The following is a 22,362-nucleotide window of genomic DNA, read 5'->3' as shown; positions in this document are numbered from 1 at the left end:
GCCGCCATCCGGCATCAATACGACTGCCGCGTGGCGCGTTGCTTACCCGGCCTACAATGGCCTTCTACTCTTTTCTCCTGGGGGTTACCGTGTTTCTCGCACAAGAAATTATTCGTAAAAAACGTGATGGTCATCCGTTAAGCGACGAAGAGATCCGCTTCTTTATCAATGGTATTCGTGATAACACCATCTCTGAAGGGCAGATTGCCGCGCTGGCGATGACCATTTTCTTCCACGATATGTCGATGCCTGAGCGTGTGTCGCTGACCATGGCGATGCGAGATTCAGGAACCGTTCTGGACTGGAAGAGTCTCAACCTTAACGGCCCCATTGTCGACAAACACTCCACCGGCGGCGTGGGTGATGTGACTTCGCTGATGCTTGGCCCTATGGTGGCGGCCTGCGGCGGCTACATTCCGATGATCTCCGGGCGCGGTCTCGGTCATACCGGCGGTACGCTCGACAAACTGGAAGCGATCCCGGGATTTGATATTTTCCCGGACGACAACCGTTTCCGCGAAATCATTAAAGACGTGGGTGTGGCGATTATTGGGCAGACCAGTTCGCTCGCACCGGCGGATAAACGTTTTTACGCCACCCGCGACATTACCGCGACGGTGGACTCCATCCCGCTGATCACCGCTTCAATCCTCGCGAAAAAACTGGCGGAAGGGCTGGATGCGCTGGTGATGGACGTGAAAGTGGGCAGCGGCGCCTTTATGCCGACCTACGAACTCTCTGCCGCGCTGGCTGAAGCCATCGTTGGCGTTTCCAACGGTGCAGGCGTGCGCACAACGGCGCTGCTCACCGACATGAACCAGGTGCTGGCCTCCAGCGCCGGTAACGCCGTCGAAGTGCGCGAAGCGGTGCAGTTCCTGACAGGTGAATACCGCAACCCGCGTCTGTTCGACGTCACGATGGCGCTGTGTGCGGAGATGCTGATCTCCGGCAAGCTGGCGAAAGATGACGCCGATGCGCGAGTGAAACTACAGGCGGTGCTGGATAACGGCAAAGCGGCGGAAATCTTTGGTCGCATGGTAGCGGCACAGAAAGGGCCGAGCGATTTCGTGGAAAACTACGCGAAATACCTGCCGACGGCGATGCTCAGCAAAGCCGTCTATGCCGATACGGAAGGTTTTGTCTCCGCGATAGACACTCGCGCATTGGGCATGGCGGTGGTCTCAATGGGCGGCGGTCGTCGCCAGGCGTCGGACACCATTGATTACAGCGTCGGCTTTACCGATATGGCGCGTCTGGGGGACAGCGTTGACGGGCAGCGTCCGTTGGCTGTTATCCACGCCAAAGACGAAGCCAGCTGGCAGGAAGCGGCGCAAGCCGTCAAAGCGGCAATCAGCCTTGACGACAAAGCGCCTGAAATTACACCGACAGTCTATCGTCGTATTACCGAATAGCGGTATACTGATCTGATCGCTTTTTTGCAGCGCAAAAGGTACGGAGAATAAGATGAAACGTGCATTTATTATGGTGCTGGACTCTTTCGGCATCGGTGCGACTGAAGATGCGGATCGCTTTGGCGACGTAGGTTCAGATACCCTGGGCCATATTGCAGAAGCCTGCGCCAAAGGCGAGGCTGACCACGGCCGCAAAGGTCCGCTGAATTTGCCTAACCTGACTCGTCTGGGGCTGGTGAAGGCGCATGAAGGTGCTACCGGTAAAATTGCTGCGGGTATGGACGGTAACGCAGAGGTTATCGGTGCTTACGCATGGGCGCATGAGCTCTCTTCCGGTAAAGATACCCCATCAGGACACTGGGAAATCGCCGGTGTGCCGGTTCTGTTCGACTGGGGCTACTTCAGCGACCACGAAAACAGCTTCCCGCAGGAACTGCTGGATAAGCTGGTAAAACGCGCCAACCTGCCGGGTTACCTCGGTAACTGTCACTCTTCCGGCACGGTCATTCTGGATCAACTGGGCGAAGAGCATATGAAAACCGGTAAACCGATTTTCTATACCTCCGCTGACTCCGTATTCCAGATCGCCTGTCATGAAGAGACCTTTGGGCTGGATAAGCTGTACGAGCTGTGCGAAATCGCCCGTGAAGAGCTGACCGAAGGCGGCTACAATATTGGTCGCGTTATCGCGCGTCCGTTTATCGGCGATAAGGCCGGTAACTTCCAGCGTACCGGCAACCGTCACGATCTGGCCGTTGAACCGCCGGCGCCGACCATCCTGCAGAAACTGGTCGACGAGAAAAAAGGGCAGGTGGTTTCCGTCGGTAAGATTGCGGATATCTACGCCAACTGCGGCATCACCAAAAAAGTGAAAGCCACTGGCCTGGACGCGCTGTTCGACGCCACCCTTAAAGAGATGAAAGACGCGGGCGACGAGACGATCGTCTTTACCAACTTCGTTGATTTCGACTCATCCTGGGGGCATCGCCGCGACGTAGCGGGCTATGCTGCGGGTCTGGAGCTGTTTGACCGCCGTCTGCCGGAACTGATGGAACTGGTCGGTGAAGATGACATTCTGATCCTCACCGCCGACCACGGTTGTGACCCGACCTGGACCGGTACGGACCATACTCGCGAGCACATTCCGGTGCTGATTTATGGCCCGAAAGTGAAAGCGGGCTCGCTCGGTCACCGTGAAACCTTTGCGGATATCGGTCAGACGCTGGCAACGTACTTCGGTACGTCGCCGATGGACTACGGCAAAAACATGCTGTGATGCAATTGCCCGGCGGCGCAAGCTTACCGGGCCTACGGTTTGCAGGCCGGGTAAGGCAAAGCCACCACCCGGTAAAAACAACTAATTAAAGAGAGCTGAAGATGGCAACTCCACATATTAATGCAGAAATGGGTGATTTCGCTGACGTCGTTTTGATGCCGGGCGACCCGCTGCGTGCGAAGCACATTGCTGAAACTTTCCTTGAAGATGTACGTGAAGTGAACAACGTGCGCGGCATGCTGGGTTTCACCGGGACGTACAAAGGCCGTAAGATTTCCGTTATGGGGCATGGCATGGGGATCCCATCCTGCTCTATTTACGCGAAAGAACTGATCACCGACTTCGGAGTCAAGAAAATCATTCGTGTGGGTTCCTGCGGTGCTGTGCGTATGGACGTTAAACTGCGCGATGTGGTGATCGGTATGGGTGCCTGCACCGATTCCAAAGTTAACCGTATCCGCTTCAAGGATCATGATTTTGCGGCCATCGCCGACTTTGACATGGTGCGCAACGCGGTAGACGCGGCGAAAGCGCTGGGTGTTGACGCGCGCGTGGGCAACCTGTTCTCCGCCGATCTGTTCTACTCTCCTGACGGCGAAATGTTCGACGTGATGGAAAAGTACGGCATCCTGGGCGTGGAAATGGAGGCGGCAGGTATTTACGGCGTTGCGGCTGAGTTTGGTGCGAAAGCGCTGGCTATCTGCACCGTATCCGACCATATCCGTACTCATGAACTGACCACCGCCGCTGAACGCCAGACGACGTTCAACGACATGATCAAAATCGCGCTGGAATCCGTTCTGCTGGGCGATAAAGAGTAAGGCCTGTTGTGCCGGGCGGAGCTTCACCCGACCCGGCCTGCGGTTTTGAGGCCCGCTAAGCGCAGCGGGCTTTTTTAATTAGCGCACCGCTCCGGCAATCCATGCCGACAACTCCCGTAGCGCTTTCTCCTGCTCTGGAAAATCGACTAACAGCGCATCACAAGCCTGCTGTAGCATTTCAGCGCGATACAGGCAGCCCTGTAATTTCGTGGCCAGCGCTTCCAGCGGCGCAGGGTCAAGGCTGTCGGTAAAAACCTGAGCACGTGTGATATGCCCTTTCTCAACGTCGAAGTGCAGTTCAACGCCGCCCCAGATAAAGCGTTCATCCAGAAGATGCGTAAAAGCTGGCGCCTGGCCGAAGTTCCATTGCCAACTGCTCTGGCGAGCGAACGTTTCGGCAAAATTGGGCAGATCCGGCGTTTTATCTGGAGAGATTATCTCGGCGTCCACGCGTTCGCCGTAATGGCTGAAGAACGCCTCGGTAATAGCGTCGCAGATGTGTTCATGGGTAATGCCTGGCAGCAGATCCACCAGATTTGCGACGCGCCCGCGTACAGAAGTGATCCCTTTGGCCTGTAACTTTTTCTTATCAGGGTTGAGGTAGTTCGCAAGACGGCCGAGATCGGCATTCAACAGCAATGTACCGTGATGGAAGCCGCGATCTTTGGTTTCCCGGTAGGCCGAGCCGGAAACCTTGCGGTCGCCTTCCGCTGTTTTCACCACCAGATCGTTACGGCCGGAAGCTTCTGCGGTAACGCCCAGCGCGTTCAGCGCATTGAGCACTATCGCGGTGGAGATCGTTTTGTCGTACTCCGGCTTCCCGGCCATAAAGGTAAAACAGGTATTGCCCAGATCGTGAAACACCGCGCCGCCGCCGCTGCTGCGTCGCGCCAGGCGAACATTGTCTTCTTCCATGCGCCGGGTGTTGCACTCTTTCCACGGGTTTTGCGCGCGGCCAATGACCACAGTGTCGGCATTCCGCCACAAAAACAGCACACGCTGGCTGGCGGGCATCTGACGGAAAATAGATTCCTCAACCGCCAGATTGAACCACGGGTCGTAAGAGTCAGAGAGCAGCAGACGAAGTCCAGGCATCGCGATTTCCTTATTCCGATTCATCTTTATCTTCATCCTGCACCGGTTTATTCGCGGTCAACAGGAAGGGCGATTGCTGCCAGCGGGTGCGCTTACCTTGCAGCAGGGTACGCGTCAGTACCACGCCGATGGCCAGTGATAATAACAGCATCAGGCGTAAGATATTGGTGGTATTATCGACCTGTTGCGATTCAGTGGCTAAGGTATGTGTATCCAGCGTCAGCCGCAGGTAGCCGAGTGGACCATTTTTACCCTGAACAGGCTCGACGATTTGCTGGTTGAAGTAACCGCCCGCTTTTTTGCCGTCCAGCGCCAGCCGATCGCGTACTTCAACGCTTTCACCGGAACGCGCGATCAAATCGCCCTGTTGGTCATAAACACCCGCATCCAGGACCCGACTTTTGTCGGTAAGCTGTTCCAGCAACTGGCCGATCCTTTTCTCATCTGGCGTTTCGCTACGCATCAGCGGCGTCAGATTTAGCGTCACCTGTTGTGCCAGCGTGCGTGCCAGTTCTTCCAGTTGCGGATTACGCTGTTTTTGACTGTTCTGGCTGAACCACGACGCGCCCTGCATCAGAGCAACGAGCAGCGCCAGACAGATCAAAACGATCACCGCGCGATGCAGCCGGAATTTAAGTTTTGCGCGTACCATATTCCACCTTTGAAAATTTGCAGCTTAATGTTGCCAGAAGCGTTGGTTACAAGGTAGCCTCATGCGTTATTTTCCTCGCCTGAATGAAGTGATGTGGAGCCGTGATGCCAAATAGTTTGACCTGGTGCGACCTGCCTGAAGATGTTTCCCTGTGGCCTGGATTGCCGCTTTCCCTCAGCGGTGATGAAGTTATGCCGTTGGATTACCACGCCGGACGTAGCGGCTGGTTGCTGTATGGCCGGGGCCTTAACAAGCGTCGTCTGACGCAGTGGCAGCGTGAGCTGGGCGCGGCGCTGGTTATCGTCTCCTCGTGGGCGGTCGAAGATTATCAGGTGATTCGTCTGGCAGGTTCATTGACGCTACGGGCGACGCGGCTGGCCCACGAAGCGGGACTGGATGTCGCGCCGCTGGGCAAAATCCCGCACTTGCGCACGCCCGGTTTACTGGTGATGGATATGGATTCAACGGCGATTCAGATTGAGTGTATCGACGAAATCGCCAAACTGGCCGGTACCGGCGAACTGGTTTCGCAAGTCACCGAACGAGCGATGCGTGGCGAACTTGATTTCACCGCCAGTTTGCGTCAGCGGGTGGCGACCCTGAAAGATGCCGACGCCAACATTTTGTTGCAGGTGCGCGAAGCCCTGCCGCTGATGCCGGGGCTGACGCAACTGGTTCAGAATCTGCAAACGCTCGGCTGGAAAGTGGCGATCGCCTCCGGCGGTTTCACCTTCTTTGCCGAGTATCTGCGCGACAATTTGCATCTTGATGCGGTATTTGCCAATGAACTTGAGATCATGGACGGTAAGCTGACTGGCAACGTTATTGGCGATGTCGTCGATGCAAAATATAAAGCCAATACGCTGCGCAAACTGGCGGAAAAGTATGCGCTCCCGGCGGCGCAAACCGTAGCGATTGGCGATGGCGCTAACGATCTGCCGATGCTTAAAGCGGCAGGGCTCGGCATTGCCTATCATGCCAAACCAAAAGTAAATGAACTGGCGGAAGTGACTATCCGTCACGCTGACCTGATGGGGGTATTCTGTATTCTCTCCGGCAGCATGAATCAAAAGTAAGAGGTGAACGTGGCGAAAGCTCCAAAACGCGCATTTGTCTGTAATGAATGTGGTGCGGACTACCCGCGCTGGCAGGGGCAGTGCAGCGCCTGTCATGCGTGGAATACGATCACCGAGATGCGCATAGCCGCTTCACCGCAGGTGGCAAGGAACGAGCGCCTGTCAGGCTATGCCGGTAATGCCGGGATCTCGAAAGTACAGAAGCTTTCTGATATCAGCCTTGAGGCATTGCCCCGTTTTTCCACTGGCTTTAAAGAATTCGACCGTGTGCTGGGCGGTGGTGTCGTGCCTGGCAGCGCCATCCTGATTGGCGGCAATCCCGGGGCGGGTAAGTCGACGCTGCTGTTGCAAACCCTGTGCAAACTGTCTGAAGGTATGAAAACGCTGTACGTTACCGGGGAAGAGTCGCTGCAGCAGGTGGCGATGCGCGCCCATCGTCTGGGGTTGCCGACCGCCAATCTCAATATGCTGTCAGAGACCAGTATTGAGCAGATTTGCCTTATTGCGGATGAAGAAAAGCCGCAGCTGATGGTTATCGATTCCATCCAGGTGATGCATATGGCCGACGTGCAGTCGTCGCCGGGGAGCGTGGCCCAGGTGCGCGAAACGGCCGCTTACCTGACGCGCTTTGCCAAAACGCGCGGCGTGGCTATTGTGATGGTTGGTCATGTCACTAAAGATGGCTCTCTGGCCGGGCCGAAGGTGCTGGAGCACTGTATCGACTGTTCGGTGCTGCTTGATGGTGACGCCGATTCTCGTTTTCGCACCCTGCGCAGCCATAAAAACCGTTTTGGCGCAGTAAATGAACTGGGCGTGTTCGCGATGACCGAGCAGGGACTGCGTGAGGTCAGCAACCCCTCCGCAATTTTCTTAAGCCGTGGTGATGAAGTGACGTCCGGCAGTTCGGTGATGGTGGTCTGGGAAGGGACGCGCCCGCTGCTGGTGGAGATCCAGGCGCTGGTGGATCACTCGATGATGGCCAATCCACGCCGTGTGGCTGTGGGGCTGGAGCAAAACCGTCTGGCGATCCTGCTGGCGGTGCTGCATCGCCACGGTGGCCTGCAGATGGCGGATCAGGATGTGTTCGTCAACGTCGTCGGTGGGGTAAAGGTCACTGAAACCAGCGCCGATCTGGCGTTGCTGCTGGCGATGGTCTCCAGTCTGCGCGACCGCCCATTGCCGCAGGATCTGGTGGTCTTCGGCGAAGTGGGGCTGGCCGGGGAGATTCGCCCGGTGCCGAGCGGTCAGGAGCGTATCTCGGAAGCGGCTAAGCATGGATTTCGTCGCGCAATCGTTCCGGCGGCCAACGTACCGAAAAGAGTGCCGGAAGGGATGCAGATCTTTGGTGTGAAAAAACTTGCGGACGCGTTAAGCGTCTTTGACGACTTATAATCATCTGTATGCACTGATGTTGTATAATTTGCCGGATGGCGGCGCAATGCGTCGCCATCCGGCCTACGGATTGATGTTGTAGGCCTGATAAGCGAAGCGCCATCAGGCATTGTTACGCGTTTTTTAGCAGGAGGCTCTTGTGTCATCGTTTGACTATCTTAAAACCGCGATCAAGCAGAAAGGTTGTACGCTACAGCAGGTGGCGGATGCCAGCGGGATGACCAAAGGCTATCTGAGCCAGTTGCTGAACGCTAAAATCAAAAGCCCGAGCGCGCAGAAGCTGGAAGCGCTGCATCGGTTTCTGGGGCTGGAGTTTCCGCGTCGGCAAAAGAGCGTGGGTGTCGTTTTTGGTAAGTTTTATCCGCTGCATACCGGGCATATTTACCTGATTCAGCGTGCCTGCAGCCAGGTCGATGAACTGCATATCATTATGGGTTACGACGCTCCCCGTGATCGTGAACTGTTTGAAAAGAGCGCCATGTCACAGCAGCCGACCGTACCCGATCGTCTGCGCTGGTTGCTGCAAACCTTTAAATATCAAAAAAATATTCGCATTCATGCTTTTAATGAAGAAGGAATGGAGCCTTATCCGCACGGCTGGGATGTCTGGAGCCGCGGGATCCGTGCCTTTATGAGCGAGAAGGGTATTGAGCCAAACTGGATTTATACTTCAGAAGAAGGGGATGCGCCCCAGTATCTGGAGCATTTAGGGATCGAGACCGTCCTTATCGATCCGAAACGCACTTTTATGAACATTAGCGGGGGGCAGATCCGTGAAAACCCGTTCCGCTACTGGGAATATATTCCGACTGAAGTAAAACCATTTTTTGTGCGTACGGTGGCGATTCTTGGTGGTGAGTCCAGCGGTAAATCGACGCTGGTAAATAAACTGTCCAATATTTTTAATACGACCAGCGCCTGGGAATATGGTCGTGACTATGTGTTTTCGCATCTTGGCGGCGATGAGATTGCGTTGCAATATTCTGACTATGACAAAATAGCTCTTGGACATGCACAATACATTGATTTTGCAGTAAAATATGCCAATAAAGTGGCGTTTATCGACACCGATTTTGTCAGCACTCAGGCTTTTTGTCTGAAGTATGAAGGGCGCGAGCATCCCTTTGTTCAGGCGCTGATCGATGAGTATCGCTTCGACCTGGTTATTTTGCTGGAGAACAATACTCCGTGGGTAGCGGATGGTTTGCGCAGTCTTGGCAGTTCAGTCGATCGTAAGGAGTTCCAGTCGCTGCTGGTCTCTCTGCTAAAAGAGAATGAAATAGACTTCGTGCATGTGAAAGAAGCGGATTACGACGCGCGCTTTCTGCGCTGTGTTGAACTGGTGAAAGAGATGATGGGCGAGCAGGGGCAGCCCGGATAAGGCACGGACAGTGCGGCCTGATGCCCTCACCCCGGCCGTCTCAGCCTACAGAGAGACGGGATACATAAAAAAGGGCAATTTGCTTTGTAATGCCGTTCACTTAAGCAAATCATCGGTGTTGCCTTTTGTTTTATTTGCCTGTGGCAATCGCATTATCGGTGGTTTAAACGAAAATCTGATTCAGTTGATTCGCTTACTGAGCTGATACGGGCTGAAATATAAAGGATATAACTTTTTTATAATTTTCAGCCTCTGAAAAGCCACTGACGAATAACGGACTCACCGCATGGGGGTTGGGCGCATCAAGGAAACCTGGCGAGAACGCAGGCGCGCATCCAGGACTGGCCGCCAGGACGGCGGCCAGAGGCTGAGTCGCGGCAAGGATGCCGCGTCTCAGCCGGTCCGCCAGATGAAGCCGGAGTGGAGCGGACCGCGGAGCGGCAGGTTTTCAGCGCCATGCCGGGGGTGCAGGGGGACGGGCGAAACGTCCCCCTGCCCGTTCACACGCTGTGGATATAACGAATATCTTCGTATTACCCGTGAACGGAACAGACCACGGAATTTGAATGGGCGAAAACGAAAAACGCGCCATGTTCGCCATAACTACCGATTAGCGGAGCTGCTTACCCGCTATAACACCGGGTGAATTTTCCTAAACTGACCAGCACCACAACTTGCTTTGTCTTTTTCAATGAGCGTTCTTCAGGAATTGTCCGGCGGCGCTTCGTTTGCACGGGCCAGCAGGTGATTGATAATTTATTGATATTTTAGAACATGTAGGCCGGATAAGGCGTTAGCCGCCATCCGGCGGAAATGCGGGCACAGTATCTGATGCAGGTTTGTCATCAGCCTGAAAAGGGCAACTTGCGTTGCCCTTTTGCATTTATTTCGAGATACGCTTGTACTTGATACGCTTCGGCTCAAGGGCATCGGCGCCCAGGGTGCGTTTCTTGTACTCTTCGTACTCGGTAAAGTTCCCTTCGAAGAACTCCACCTTACCTTCATCCTGGTAATCCAGGATGTGAGTGGCGATACGGTCAAGGAACCAACGGTCGTGCGAGATAACCATTGCGCAGCCCGGGAACTCCAGCAGGGCGTTTTCCAGCGCGCGCAGGGTTTCAATATCGAGGTCGTTGGTCGGTTCATCGAGCAGCAGCACGTTGCCGCCAACCTGCAGCAGCTTCGCCAGATGCAGACGACCGCGCTCACCGCCGGACAGCTCGCCCACGCGTTTGCCCTGGTCAACCCCTTTGAAGTTAAAGCGGCCAACGTAGGCGCGGCTCGGCATCTCGGTATTGCCGATCTTCATGATATCCAGCCCGCCGGAAACTTCTTCCCACACGGTTTTGCTGTTATCCATGGCGTCACGGAACTGGTCGACGGAAGCCAGCTTGACGGTATCACCCAGGGTGATGGTGCCGCTATCCGGCTGTTCCTGACCGGACATCATGCGGAACAGCGTGGATTTACCCGCGCCGTTCGGGCCGATGATGCCGACAATCGCGCCTTTCGGCACGGAGAAACTCAGGTCGTCAATCAGCAGGCGGTCACCGTAGGACTTACGCAGATTGCTGACTTCCACCACTTTATCCCCCAGACGTGGGCCAGGCGGAATAAACAGTTCGTTGGTTTCGTTACGTTTCTGGTATTCGACGCTGTTAAGTTCTTCAAAGCGTGCCAGACGGGCTTTGCCCTTAGACTGGCGGCCTTTCGCGCCCTGGCGTACCCACTCCAGCTCTTTCTCGATCGATTTACGACGGGCCGCTTCCTGAGAGGCTTCCTGCGCCAGACGCTGATCTTTCTGCTCCAGCCAGGAAGAGTAGTTACCTTCCCACGGAATCCCTTCGCCGCGGTCAAGTTCAAGGATCCAACCGGCAACGTTATCGAGGAAGTAACGGTCGTGAGTAATCGCCACGACGGTACCTTCGAAATCGTGCAGGAAACGCTCCAGCCATGCCACGGATTCTGCATCCAGGTGGTTAGTTGGTTCGTCAAGCAGCAGCATGTCCGGCTTTTCCAGCAGCAGACGGCACAGCGCGACGCGGCGGCGCTCACCACCGGAAAGATTGGCGATTTTCGCCTCCCAGTCCGGCAGACGCAGAGCGTCGGCGGCACGCTCCAGCTGTACGTTGAGATTGTGGCCGTCGTGCGCCTGGATTATCTCTTCAAACTTACCCTGTTGCGCGGCGAGTTTGTCGAAGTCGGCATCCGGCTCAGCGTACTTAGCGTACACCTCGTCGAGACCCTTCAACGCGTTGACCACTTCGGCCACCGCCTCTTCGACTGACTCGCGTACGGTCTGCTCCGGATTTAACTGCGGCTCCTGTGGCAGGTAACCAATCTTGATGCCGGGCTGCGGGCGCGCTTCGCCTTCGATATCGGTATCAATACCGGCCATAATGCGTAACAGGGTCGACTTACCGGCGCCGTTCAGACCGAGAACGCCGATTTTCGCGCCAGGGAAGAAGCTCAGGGAGATATTTTTCAAAATATGACGTTTCGGCGGAACCACTTTGCCGACACGATGCATAGTATAAACGAATTGAGCCACGTTGGAGTTCGCCTCTCATTTATATACTCTCTATCCTTCTGGCGGCCTCTGTGTTGGCTGCATTCGGAACACCCGGTAATGCTTTCAGGGATCTCTTCTTATTGCCGCTTTGATGCAGCCAGAATAATTTTGAGTAGCGTAGTGAATAGTTTTCAAAGGCGAAGTGTAGCCTTTTTCGCGCGTTAATCCCAGCGAGGCGATGGGATTAACAAAAGCGTAAAAAAATGTTCAGGACATGGCGTGATTTGCGTTGTCTGATTAGCATATCTATCTGATACATGAAATTTTGCCAGCGGCATGATGCTGCAGTGGCGCACCTGAAGAGAGGATGAGCTTGTGGAAAAAGCCAAAACTGTGGCCTGGCGTGTTCTGGCTGCCAGCGTGAGTCTGTTGGTGTTAAGCCAACTGGCGCATGCGGATTCACTGGATGAACAACGCAGCCGCTATGCTCAAATTAAACAGGCGTGGGACCATCGACAGATGGATGTTGTCAACCAACTGATGCCCACCCTGACGACCTATCCGCTCTATCCTTACCTTCAGTATCGGCAGATAACCGACGATCTCATGAATCAGCCTGCGTTGGTGGTGACCAATTTTATCGCTGCCAACCCGACACTGCCTCTGGCGCGGTCGCTGAAATCACGATTTGTTAACGAGCTGGCGCGTCGTGACGACTGGCGTGGCCTGCTGGCCTTTAGTCCGGATAAACCGGCCAGCACTGAAGCGCAGTGTAATTACTACTATGCAAAATGGAACACAGGCCAGACTCAGGAAGCCTGGAGCGGTGCAAAAACGCTGTGGTTGAGCGGAAAAAGTCAGCCAAACGCCTGCGATCGGCTATTTGGCGCCTGGCGCGCTTCCGGTCAGCAGGATCCGTTGGCGTATCTTGAGCGGATCCTGCTGGCGATGAAAGCGGGGAATACCAGTCTGGTGCGAGTTCTTGCCCAACAGATGCCGCCTGATTATCAAACGATTTCGACAGCGGTCATTGCGCTGGCTAACGATCCGAATAGTGTAATGACGTTCGCCCGTACCACCGGCGCGACGGATTTCACCCGCCAGATGGCAGCGGCGGCCTTTGCCAGCGTTGCGCGTCAGGATGTGGAAAACGCGCGCCTGATGATCCCCGCATTGGCGCAGGCGCAGAAGCTGAATGAAGAGCAGACTCAGCAACTGCGGGATATTGTCGCCTGGCGACTGATGGGTAACGACGTTACCGAAGAACAGGCTAGCTGGCGCGACGACGCCATTATGCGTTCGCAATCGACGACTCTGGTGGAGCGTCGGGTGCGTATGGCTTTAGGTCTCGGCGACAGACGCGGTCTGAACACCTGGCTGGCTCGTTTGCCGATGGAGGCGAAAGAGAAAGATGAATGGCGATACTGGCAAGCAGATCTGTTGCTGGAGCGCGGGCGCGATGATGAAGCGAAAGAGATTCTGCACGCTCTGATGCAGCAACGCGGTTTTTACCCGATGGTCGCGGCCCAGCGTCTTGGCGAGGAGTACACTTTTCGCATCGACAAAGCGCCCGCTAATATCGATCCGGCGTTGACCTCCGGGCCTGAAATGGCTCGCGTGCGTGAGCTGATGTACTGGAATATGGATAACACCGCCCGTAGTGAATGGGCAAGCCTGGTGACCAGCAAAACCAAAGATCAGCAGGCTCAGTTGGCGCGCTATGCGTTTAATCAGGACTGGTGGGATCTCAGCGTTCAGGCCACGATCGCCGGTAAATTATGGGATCAACTGGAAGAGCGTTTTCCACTCGCCTATAAAGATCTCTTTGCCCGCTATACCAGCGGCAAAGATATTCCACAAAGCTACGCGATGGCGATTGCCCGCCAGGAGAGCGCCTGGAATCCGAAAGCCGGTTCACCGGTTGGCGCCCGCGGCCTGATGCAGATTATGCCGGGAACGGCCACGCACATGGTCAGCATGTTCAGTATTCCGGGTTACAGCAGCCCATCGCAACTGCTGGACCCGGAAATGAACATCAATATCGGCACTCGCTACCTGCAATATGTTTATCAACAGTTTGGCGATAACCGCATTTTCGCCTCTGCAGCCTATAACGCCGGCCCAGGGCGAGTTCGAACCTGGCGCGGCAATAGCGACGGGCGGATAGACGCAGTGGCGTTTGTCGAGAGTATACCGTTCTCGGAAACGCGTGGTTATGTGAAAAACGTTTTGTCCTATGACGCTTACTATCGCTACTTTATGGGGCAGAAAGATACGCTGTTGAGCGATGCGGAGTGGAAACTGCGTTATTAGCCCCGTCGTTTTCAGGCAACATAGCATTTTGCTATGTTGCCTGAAATGCGTAGAGTACGGACAGAAGTATGTTATGCTTTGTACTCGTTAGTGAGTACATCCGACAGGTGGCGTAACATGACCCAACAATCCCCCTATTCAGCGGCGGTGGCCGAACAGCGTCATCAGGAATGGCTGCGTTTCGTGGCGCTATTACAGCAGGCGTACACCGACGATTTACAACTGCCGTTTTTACAGCTCATGCTGACCCCCGATGAACGTGAGGCGCTGGGGACGCGCGTTCGCATCATTGAAGAACTGCTGCGCGGCGAGATGAGCCAGCGCGAGCTAAAAAATGAGCTCGGCGCGGGGATCGCCACTATTACCCGTGGTTCAAATAGCCTGAAGTCCGCTCCGGCGGAATTGCGCCAGTGGCTGTCGCAGGTGCTGCCGAAAGTTAACGATAAATAGCGTTATGAAACGGGCTTAGCGCCAGCACGACCGCCTGATGATAAACGCTGCTGCGCGTTAGCTTTCCGGCGGTAAAGATGCCAATCGCTCCCTCTTTACGGCCAATTTCAATGATACCGGTATGCTGTGACATCACCGATCCCAGCGCTTCGCCAGCGTGAACCTTTTCCAGAATGGTTGGCGGTAGCGGCAGGGTCGCGGAGCGCGATTCTCCACGCTGTGCGCCATCGTCGATAACCACCCAGCTAAAAGTACTGCCTTCGTCGATCCCGGCTTCAATGGCTACCCAGAAGTCCGCGTTCGGCCGTATACGGCGCGCGTTGGCTACGCGATTTCGTGCGCCAGCGCGCGTTTCCTCGTTGCCAAAAGGCTGTTCCGGCACATCGCTCTCGACGGCGATAGACTCAATATGGCAGGATCCTTCGCCGAAGATCTCGTTAAAAGCCTGCAGAATTGCCTGAATTTTGGCGGGATTAGTGGTCGCTGAGACAACATGGTGCATAATCAAAACAACTCAGAGTGACATAACATCATCGCAGTATACTCCAGATCAGTCTGGTTGCAGGTAAGCTATGCTTGTAGCTCGAAGATTGAGAGTTCAGAACGGATAATAAAGCATGTTACAGGTTTACCTTGTTCGCCACGGTGAAACGCAGTGGAACGCCGAGCGACGTATTCAGGGCCAGTCTGACAGTCCGCTTACCGCCCATGGTGAGCGTCAGGCCTGGCAGGTTGGTGAGCGTGCCAGAACGTTAGGCATTACGCATATTATCACCAGTGATTTAGGCCGTACGCGGCGTACCGCGGAGATTATCGCCGAAGCTTGCGGTTGCCGTATCATTGCGGACGCACGCTTGCGTGAGCTGGATATGGGGGTGCTTGAAAAGCGCCATATTGACTCGCTGAATGAAGAAGAAGAGGGCTGGCGTCGACAACTGGTGAACGGCACGCCGGATGGCCGCATTCCGCAGGGGGAGTCAATGCAGGAGTTGAGCGAGCGCATGCACGCGGCGCTGGCATCTTGTCTGGCGTTGCCTGCCGGAAGTCGGCCGCTGCTGGTGAGCCACGGGATGGCGTTGGGTTGCCTGGTGAGTACAATCCTGGGTTTACCGGCTTATGCGGAACGTCGTTTGCGCCTGCGCAACTGCTCTATTTCCCGCATTGACTACCAGCAAAGCCCGTGGCTGGCCTCAGGATGGGTGGTGGAAACGGCGGGGGATGTTTCGCATCTGGATGCCCCCGCAATGGATGAGCTTCAGCGTTAACGGCGAATCGGGATCAGGTATTCACAGCGCACGTTAACTGGCGGTTCCTGATCCCCACTTTCAATTTCCGGGAAGAAGCGTTCGATATCCAGGCCTCTGCGTCGGGTAAGGTTGAGCATCGGCATACAGGTACCGTAAACCGTCAGGATGAATTCCTGTAACCCGGTGCCCAGGCCTTCGTAGGTAAACATCACGTACTCTCCGCCTTCAAGCGTCATCGGATGAGCGTTATGCAGGTGGCCGTTAGCCAGCTCCGGCGTCAGCGCAGTGGTGTAAAAAACCTCCTGCTCGTCATCTTTATCGAGGCTAGGACGCGGCTCATGCAGGCCATACAGGGTCGGCGGAATCGACGGCGTATTGGCAAGAAACTCTCGCCAGAATTGTACGCGCATCTGATTACGGAAGTCAGAAATCTCTTCGAGTTTGCAGGTATAGCTCTGGGTTAAGCCAACCAGTTCAGTAGTCTCAAGCGTGACGAACTCATGCTTTGGCATCGTGAATTCGCCGAGACGCAGCGGTGGACGTATACCATACGAACTCCAGTCAGGAGAGCGTCGGTAGAGCGCTGGCGTGAGCGAGAATTGCTTCTTGAACGCTCGGGTAAAGGTCTGCTGTGAGTCGAAGCGATACTGTAAAGCGATATCGAGAATCGGGCGTGCGGTCAGTCGCAGGGCGACAGCCGATTTGGATAAGCGACGGGCACGGATATAGGCGCCGATGGCATGACCGGTTACGTCCTTGAACATTCTTTGTAAATGCCACTTGGAATAGCCCGCTTTTGCTGACACATTATCCAGTGAGAGTGGTTGATCCAGGTGACCTTCCAGCCAGCTAAGGAGATCGCGAATAATCCCTGCTTGATCCATAAAATATCCCCATCCTTAAACTCAGGTGCCCGCTACTAAAGGTAGCGGATAATAGCATTTTTTGACGTTTTAGCATTCAGTGTTTTTTTTGCTTTTAAATGCGATTATTCAGAAAGTATTGGTGGTGCGTTTTTAACGCTGTGATCTATAAAACTTTTCTTCTTGATGTGTGATAATGGCTCAGTAAATTATTTAATAATGGTAACAATATGAAATACAAGAAATTAGCTGCGGGCATGTTTTTATTCGCGGGCTGCCAGCTGGCGCAGGCGGAACAAATCGGCTCTGTTGATACTGTTTTTAAATTCCTCGGACCGGATCATAAAATCGTGGTTGAGGCCTTTGACGATCCCGATGTTCAGAATGTTACGTGCTATATCAGCCGGGCGAAAACGGGGGGAATTAAAGGCGGACTGGGGCTGGCGGAAGATACTTCCGATGCAGCGATCTCCTGCCAGCAGGTGGGGCCCATTGAGTTAACGGATAAAATCAAAAAGGGCAAAACCCAGGGGGAGGTGGTATTCCAGAAACGTACCTCGCTGATATTTAAAAAGCTGCAGGTTGTGCGTTTTTACGATGCCAAACGTAATGCGCTGGTTTATCTGACCTATTCAGATAAAATTGTCGACGGTTCGCCAAAGAATGCGATTAGCGCTGTGCCGATTATGGCATGGGATAAATAACGGGCAATGCTAATTCAGTCGCCGGTATATAGTTGGTGCTGGATGGGCCGGGTATGGGATAATGCGCGTCTGTTCCCGTCAAACTGCAGGTGCGCAGGTCGCCGGAGTGGCCAGTCTTACTCATAAGACCCGCTCTCACGGGGCGCAGCTATTATGGTGTTCAACTCTGTTGCTGACCGATTTGCCGTTCATCGTTATCCGCTTCACGGTCTGAGAGCTGTGATGAGGCGGGAAGCGTGGCATCTTAAATAAAAAACGGCGCTAGTTGCGCCGTTTTTACGTGATGACAGCAAGAAAAACGCTGTTATTCCTGCAGGTCGCCACAAAAACGGTACCCCTCGCCATGGATAGTGGCGATAATTTCCGGGGTATCCGGGGTGGACTCAAAATGCTTACGAATGCGACGGATGGTCACGTCCACGGTACGGTCGTGCGGTTTAAGCTCACGGCCGGTCATTTTCTTCAACAGTTCTGCACGCGACTGAATTTTGCCCGGATTTTCACAGAAGTGAAGCATGGCACGGAATTCACTGCGCGGCAGTTTGTACTGCTCGCCATTCGGGCTAACCAGCGAACGGCTATTGATATCCAGCTCCCAACCGTTGAACTTATAGCTTTCTACGCTGCGATGCTCTTCGCTTACGGTGCCGAGGTTCATGGTTCGGGACAGCAGATTGCGTGCGCGAATCGTCAGTTCACGTGGGTTAAATGGTTTCGTGATATAGTCATCGGCACCGATTTCGAGGCCAAGGATTTTATCCACTTCGTTGTCGCGGCCTGTAAGGAACATCAGCGCGACGTCTGCCTGTTCACGCAGTTCGCGCGCTAACAGGAGACCATTTTTACCTGGCAGGTTGATATCCATGATCACCAGGTTAATATCATTTTCAGACAGGATCTGATGCATTTCCGCGCCATCGGTCGCTTCGAATACATCATAACCTTCTGCTTCGAAAATACTTTTTAACGTGTTGCGTGTTACCAACTCGTCTTCAACGATAAGAATGTGCGGGGTCTGCATGTTTGCTACCTAAATTGCCAACTAAATCGAAACAGGAAGTACCAAAGTCCCTGACCTGCCTGGTACATGTCGCAAATTAACATGTCCGGCGTAACATGACTAAAGTACGTAATTGCGTTCTTGATGCATTTTCCATCAACGTCAACAACATCATTAGCTTGGTCGTGGGTACTTTCCCTCTGGACCCGACGGTGTCAAAAACGGCTGTCATCCTAACCATTTTAACAGCAACATAACAGGCTAAGAGAGCCCTGACACCCAATAAAACTACGCTTCGTTGACCTATATCAAGTTCAATTGTAGCACGTTAATAGTCATGTGAAATCATTGCATTGAAATGCGATTCATCATCACAATTTACCTACGGCTCAATTAATCGCGCTCAGCAAATAATGAATAGGGTGAATCCACTACCCGCAAAGACGCTTTGACATAAATATCATTGTCAAACATACGGATAAATGCGTTCTGTTAACATACTCCGGGTAATGGGGTCTTGGGAATAGTTTAGTTTTCTTTATGAGTGATAAAGCTCAAATTTAGCGTCTTTTGTTGCAAATTTGTAAATTCATGGCGCGTAAAATGAGGGGATGAATGGTCATTCCTGCCGCTGAAAGATAAAAGGGAAACCGAATGCGTTTATCAATTGTGTTAGTGTCTCCCGCTCGGGCAGAAAACGTTGGCGCTGCCGCGAGAGCGATGAAAACAATGGGGTTTAGCGACCTGCGTATCGTCGATAGCGATGCCCATATGCAGCCTGCCGCGCGCTGGGTTGCGCATGGCTCCGGCGACATTCTCGATAATATCAGTACTTTTGCCACATTAGAGCAGGCGCTGCACGACGTCGATTTTACCGTCGCCACAACCGCTCGCAGCCGGGCGCGTTTTCACTATTACGTGACGCCGCAGCAGCTTTTGCCAATGCTGGAGGAGAAAGCGCAGTGGATGAATCATACCGCTCTGGTGTTTGGCCGGGAGGATTCCGGGCTTACTAACGAAGAGTTGCTCCTGGCCGACGTATTGACCGGTATCCCCATGGTGGCGGACTACCCTTCGTTGAATTTAGGGCAGTCTGTGATGGTGTATTGTTATCAACTGACTTCGTTGCTGCAGCAAAACCGGACCATGTTAGTCGACGGGGATGACAATCAGCTCCAGGCGTTACGTTTACGAACTCGCGATCTACTTACCCGTCTGGGCGTTGAAGATGATGTCAAACTCAGCGACTGGCTACAGCAGCGTATCGGTCTTTTGCAACAGCGCGACACCGCAATGCTTCATCGTTTATTGCACGACATTGAAAAAAAACTCTCAGACTAAAATCCCGTCATAGCGTTTTAGTATGGATATGTGTGCTGATTATTGACATTTCTTTGCATAAATTCCGGTGAGTAATTGGGGTATTTTGGCGGATTGTCTATTCACGAAAAAAACGCCTGTAAGTAGAAATTCGTTGACTTAAGGCGACAGATACTTTAACCAATATAGGCACAGGATACAGACAGATAAAAATTACAGAGTACACAACGTCCATGAATCGCATCGGCATGATCACCACGATTATCACCATCACTATTACCACAGGTAACGGTGCGGGCTGACGCGTACAGGAAACACAGAAAAAAGCCCGCACCTGAACAGTGCGGGCTTTTTTTTCGACAAAAAAATCAAGGGGTCACAACCATGCGTGTGTTGAAGTTTGGCGGTACATCAGTGGCAAATGCAGAGCGTTTTCTGCGCGTTGCCGATATTCTGGAGAGTAATGCCAGGCAGGGGCAGGTAGCGACCGTTCTGTCTGCCCCGGCAAAGATTACTAACCACCTGGTCGCAATGATCGAAAAAACAATCAGTGGTCAGGAAGCGCTAACGAATATCGCCGATGCTGAACGTATTTTTGCCGAACTTTTGCAAGGGCTCGCCGAGGCGCAACCCGGATTCCCGCTTGCGCAATTGAAAGTCTTTGTTGAGCAGGAATTCGCGCAAATTAAACACGTACTGCATGGTATCAGCCTGCTCGGACAGTGCCCGGACAGCGTCAACGCGTCGTTGATTTGCAGAGGAGAAAAGCTCTCTATTGCCATTATGGCCGGTTTGCTGGAAGCGCGCGGTTATCACGTTACGGTCATTAACCCGGTCGAAAAACTGCTTGCCGTAGGGCATTATCTCGAGTCGACCGTAGATATCGCTGAATCGACCCGGCGCATTGCCGCCAGCCAGATCCCGTCTGACCATATGGTGCTGATGGCAGGTTTCACTGCGGGCAACGAAAAGGGTGAACTGGTGGTGCTGGGGCGTAATGGTTCCGACTATTCTGCGGCGGTACTGGCTGCCTGCCTTCGTGCCGACTGCTGTGAGATCTGGACCGATGTTGATGGCGTTTATACTTGCGACCCACGCCAGGTGCCGGATGCCCGTTTGCTGAAGTCAATGTCCTATCAGGAAGCGATGGAGCTTTCCTATTTCGGCGCTAAAGTTCTCCATCCGCGCACTATCGCCCCCATTGCCCAGTTCCAGATCCCGTGCTTAATCAAAAATACCGGTAACCCGCAGGCGCCGGGTACCCTTATCGGCGCCAGCCGTGATGAAGACGATCTGCCGGTGAAGGGGATCTCTAATCTTAACAATATGGCGATGTTCAACGTCTCCGGGCCGGGGATGAAGGGGATGGTGGGGATGGCGGCGCGCGTATTTGCCACCATGTCTCGCGCGGGCATTTCCGTTGTTCTGATTACCCAATCCTCTTCCGAATACAGCATCAGCTTCTGTGTTCCGCAAAGCGACTGTGCGCGAGCGAAGCGGGTAATGGAAGATGAATTTTACCTGGAGCTGAAAGAGGGGTTGCTTGAGCCACTATCGATCATGGAACGCCTGGCGATTATCTCCGTTGTCGGCGATGGTATGCGGACTTTACGTGGGATCTCCGCCAAATTCTTCGCTGCGCTGGCGCGCGCCAATATTAATATCGTCGCGATTGCTCAGGGCTCTTCCGAGCGCTCTATCTCTGTTGTCGTAAGCAATGATGACGCGACAACCGGCGTGCGCGTGACTCACCAGATGCTGTTCAATACCGACCAGGTGATTGAAGTGTTTGTGATCGGCGTCGGCGGCGTTGGCGGCGCGCTGATCGAACAGATCAAGCGCCAACAAAGCTGGCTAAAAAGCAAGCATATTGACCTGCGCGTTTGCGGCGTCGCCAATTCTCGTGCCCTGCTGACCAGCGTACATGGTCTGAACCTTGAGCACTGGCGCGACGAGCTGTCTGAGGCGAAAGAGACGTTCAATTTAGGCCGACTTATCCGTCTGGTGAAAGAGTACCATCTGCTGAACCCGGTTATTGTCGACTGCACTTCCAGCCAGACGGTAGCCGATCAGTATGCGGATTTCTTGCGTGAAGGTTTTCACGTGGTGACGCCGAATAAAAAAGCCAACACCTCCTCGCTCGATTACTACCATCAGTTGCGCCATGCTGCGGCCAGTTCCCGGCGTAAGTTTTTATACGATACCAACGTTGGCGCGGGTCTGCCGGTCATTGAAAACCTGCAAAATCTGCTGAACGCGGGTGATGAGCTGATGCATTTCTCCGGTATTCTTTCCGGCTCGCTGTCATTTATCTTCGGTAAACTTGATGAAGGCATGAGTTTTTCTGAGGCGACGAAGCTGGCGCGTGAGATGGGCTATACCGAGCCGGATCCGCGAGACGATCTGTCCGGCGTCGACGTCGCGCGTAAACTGCTTATCCTCGCGCGTGAAACCGGGTGTGAGCTGGAGTTGTCTGACATTATCGTCGAACCGGCGCTGCCGGCCGATTTCGATGCCAGCGGCGATGTTGAAAGCTTTATGGCGCGTCTGCCTTCTCTGGATGATGAGTTTTCCTCGCGGGTCGCGAAAGCGCGCGATGAAGGTAAAGTCTTGCGTTATGTGGGTAACATAGAAGAGGATGGCACGTGTCGGGTGAAAATTGCCGCGGTTGACGGCAACGATCCGCTGTTCAAAGTGAAAAACGGCGAGAACGCGCTGGCTTTTTACAGCCACTATTATCAGCCGCTGCCGCTGGTGCTGCGCGGCTATGGCGCGGGTAACGATGTGACGGCGGCGGGCGTTTTCGCCGATCTGTTGCGTACCCTGTCATGGAAGTTAGGAGTTTAAG

General features: G+C 53.9%; 20 protein-coding genes and 1 other annotated feature. Of the genes, 14 read left to right on the top strand and 6 right to left on the bottom strand.

Annotated elements, in window-relative coordinates; all coding sequences use genetic code 11:
* The first annotated feature begins 89 nt into the window (after positions 1 to 89).
* From deoA to deoD, 3 genes are all read left to right on the top strand, one after another.
* A complete protein-coding gene (gene deoA / locus FN037_RS20175) occupies positions 90 to 1,412 on the top strand; it encodes a thymidine phosphorylase (RefSeq protein WP_142503046.1) in 1,323 nt (440 codons plus the stop codon).
* A 52-nt stretch (positions 1,413 to 1,464) separates the two neighbouring features.
* A complete protein-coding gene (deoB, locus tag FN037_RS20170; RefSeq protein ID WP_138361848.1) occupies positions 1,465 to 2,688 on the top strand; it encodes a phosphopentomutase in 1,224 nt (407 codons plus the stop codon).
* Between the two features lie 101 nt (positions 2,689 to 2,789).
* On the top strand, positions 2,790 to 3,509 hold the full coding sequence (gene deoD, locus FN037_RS20165) for a purine-nucleoside phosphorylase (RefSeq protein WP_138361849.1): 720 nt from the start codon (positions 2,790 to 2,792) through the stop codon (positions 3,507 to 3,509).
* A 78-nt stretch (positions 3,510 to 3,587) separates the two neighbouring features.
* Here deoD and lplA read toward each other — a convergent pair whose 3' ends face one another.
* Positions 3,588 to 4,604 (bottom strand): lipoate--protein ligase LplA, encoded by a 1,017-nt coding sequence (gene lplA, locus FN037_RS20160; protein ID WP_138361850.1) that lies wholly within the window; start codon positions 4,602 to 4,604, stop codon positions 3,588 to 3,590.
* 10 nt (positions 4,605 to 4,614) lie between these two features.
* A complete protein-coding gene (locus FN037_RS20155; RefSeq protein WP_138361851.1) occupies positions 4,615 to 5,256 on the bottom strand; it encodes a YtjB family periplasmic protein in 642 nt (213 codons plus the stop codon).
* 104 nt (positions 5,257 to 5,360) lie between these two features.
* Here FN037_RS20155 and serB point away from each other — a divergent pair, with 104 nt between their 5' ends.
* From serB to nadR, 3 genes are all read left to right on the top strand, one after another.
* Positions 5,361 to 6,332 carry a phosphoserine phosphatase gene (gene serB / locus FN037_RS20150; RefSeq protein ID WP_142503045.1) on the top strand — a complete coding sequence of 324 codons (972 nt, stop codon included), beginning with the start codon at positions 5,361 to 5,363 and terminating at the stop codon, positions 6,330 to 6,332.
* A gap of 9 nt (positions 6,333 to 6,341) precedes the next feature.
* Positions 6,342 to 7,724 carry a DNA repair protein RadA gene (gene radA / locus FN037_RS20145; RefSeq protein ID WP_138361853.1) on the top strand — a complete coding sequence of 461 codons (1,383 nt, stop codon included), beginning with the start codon at positions 6,342 to 6,344 and terminating at the stop codon, positions 7,722 to 7,724.
* 139 nt (positions 7,725 to 7,863) lie between these two features.
* Entirely contained in the window at positions 7,864 to 9,105 is a 1,242-nt protein-coding gene (gene nadR / locus FN037_RS20140) for a multifunctional transcriptional regulator/nicotinamide-nucleotide adenylyltransferase/ribosylnicotinamide kinase NadR (protein ID WP_138361854.1), read from the top strand.
* Between the two features lie 883 nt (positions 9,106 to 9,988).
* Here nadR and ettA read toward each other — a convergent pair.
* Positions 9,989 to 11,656, bottom strand: coding sequence for an energy-dependent translational throttle protein EttA (gene ettA / locus FN037_RS20135; RefSeq protein ID WP_138361855.1), 1,668 nt, complete (start codon positions 11,654 to 11,656; stop codon positions 9,989 to 9,991).
* Between the two features lie 336 nt (positions 11,657 to 11,992).
* On the opposite strand from ettA, the gene sltY reads away from it, so the two are divergent.
* Both sltY and trpR read left to right on the top strand, forming a co-directional pair.
* Entirely contained in the window at positions 11,993 to 13,930 is a 1,938-nt protein-coding gene (sltY, locus tag FN037_RS20130) for a murein transglycosylase (RefSeq protein ID WP_142503044.1), read from the top strand.
* 117 nt (positions 13,931 to 14,047) lie between these two features.
* A complete protein-coding gene (trpR, locus tag FN037_RS20125; RefSeq protein WP_138361857.1) occupies positions 14,048 to 14,380 on the top strand; it encodes a trp operon repressor in 333 nt (110 codons plus the stop codon).
* Here the strand turns inward: trpR and yjjX are convergent.
* Positions 14,367 to 14,882, bottom strand: coding sequence for an inosine/xanthosine triphosphatase (yjjX, locus tag FN037_RS20120; RefSeq protein ID WP_138361858.1), 516 nt, complete (start codon positions 14,880 to 14,882; stop codon positions 14,367 to 14,369). The two genes, trpR and yjjX, sit on opposite strands and share 14 nt — an antisense overlap.
* A 115-nt stretch (positions 14,883 to 14,997) precedes the next feature.
* Here yjjX and gpmB point away from each other — a divergent pair, with 115 nt between their 5' ends.
* Positions 14,998 to 15,645, top strand: a complete 648-nt coding sequence (gene gpmB / locus FN037_RS20115; protein ID WP_138361859.1) for a 2,3-diphosphoglycerate-dependent phosphoglycerate mutase GpmB — start codon at positions 14,998 to 15,000, stop codon at positions 15,643 to 15,645.
* Here the strand turns inward: gpmB and robA are convergent.
* A complete protein-coding gene (gene robA, locus FN037_RS20110; RefSeq protein WP_138361860.1) occupies positions 15,642 to 16,511 on the bottom strand; it encodes an MDR efflux pump AcrAB transcriptional activator RobA in 870 nt (289 codons plus the stop codon). The two genes, gpmB and robA, sit on opposite strands and share 4 nt — an antisense overlap.
* Before the next feature lie 209 nt (positions 16,512 to 16,720).
* Here robA and creA point away from each other — a divergent pair, with 209 nt between their 5' ends.
* A complete protein-coding gene (creA, locus tag FN037_RS20105) occupies positions 16,721 to 17,194 on the top strand; it encodes a protein CreA (protein WP_138361861.1) in 474 nt (157 codons plus the stop codon).
* A 304-nt stretch (positions 17,195 to 17,498) separates the two neighbouring features.
* Here the strand turns inward: creA and arcA are convergent, their stop codons facing one another.
* Positions 17,499 to 18,215 (bottom strand): two-component system response regulator ArcA, encoded by a 717-nt coding sequence (gene arcA, locus FN037_RS20100; RefSeq protein WP_138361862.1) that lies wholly within the window; start codon positions 18,213 to 18,215, stop codon positions 17,499 to 17,501.
* A 95-nt stretch (positions 18,216 to 18,310) separates the two neighbouring features.
* Between arcA and yjjY the strand changes: the two genes are divergently transcribed.
* The 4 genes from yjjY to thrA all read left to right on the top strand — a co-directional run bounded on the left by yjjY (position 18,311) and on the right by thrA (position 22,361).
* Positions 18,311 to 18,451 (top strand): protein YjjY, encoded by a 141-nt coding sequence (gene yjjY, locus FN037_RS20095; RefSeq protein WP_138361863.1) that lies wholly within the window; start codon positions 18,311 to 18,313, stop codon positions 18,449 to 18,451.
* 397 nt (positions 18,452 to 18,848) lie between these two features.
* Positions 18,849 to 19,535 (top strand): tRNA/rRNA methyltransferase, encoded by a 687-nt coding sequence (locus tag FN037_RS20090; protein ID WP_138361864.1) that lies wholly within the window; start codon positions 18,849 to 18,851, stop codon positions 19,533 to 19,535.
* 212 nt (positions 19,536 to 19,747) lie between these two features.
* On the top strand, positions 19,748 to 19,816 hold the full coding sequence (thrL, locus tag FN037_RS20085; RefSeq protein WP_138362052.1) for a thr operon leader peptide: 69 nt from the start codon (positions 19,748 to 19,750) through the stop codon (positions 19,814 to 19,816).
* Positions 19,755 to 19,872: a sequence feature (Thr leader region), on the top strand. It overlaps the preceding gene by 62 nt.
* A 26-nt stretch (positions 19,873 to 19,898) precedes the next feature.
* A complete protein-coding gene (gene thrA, locus FN037_RS20080) occupies positions 19,899 to 22,361 on the top strand; it encodes a bifunctional aspartate kinase/homoserine dehydrogenase I (protein ID WP_142503043.1) in 2,463 nt (820 codons plus the stop codon).
* Position 22,362: the final 1 nt, after the last annotated feature.

This window comes from Klebsiella sp. 2680 (assembly GCF_900198535.1).
Taxonomy (GTDB): Bacteria; Pseudomonadota; Gammaproteobacteria; order Enterobacterales; family Enterobacteriaceae; genus Klebsiella; species Klebsiella indica.
Note: the sequence above shows the minus strand (reverse complement) of the source record. Positions and strands in the feature narration are given on the sequence as shown.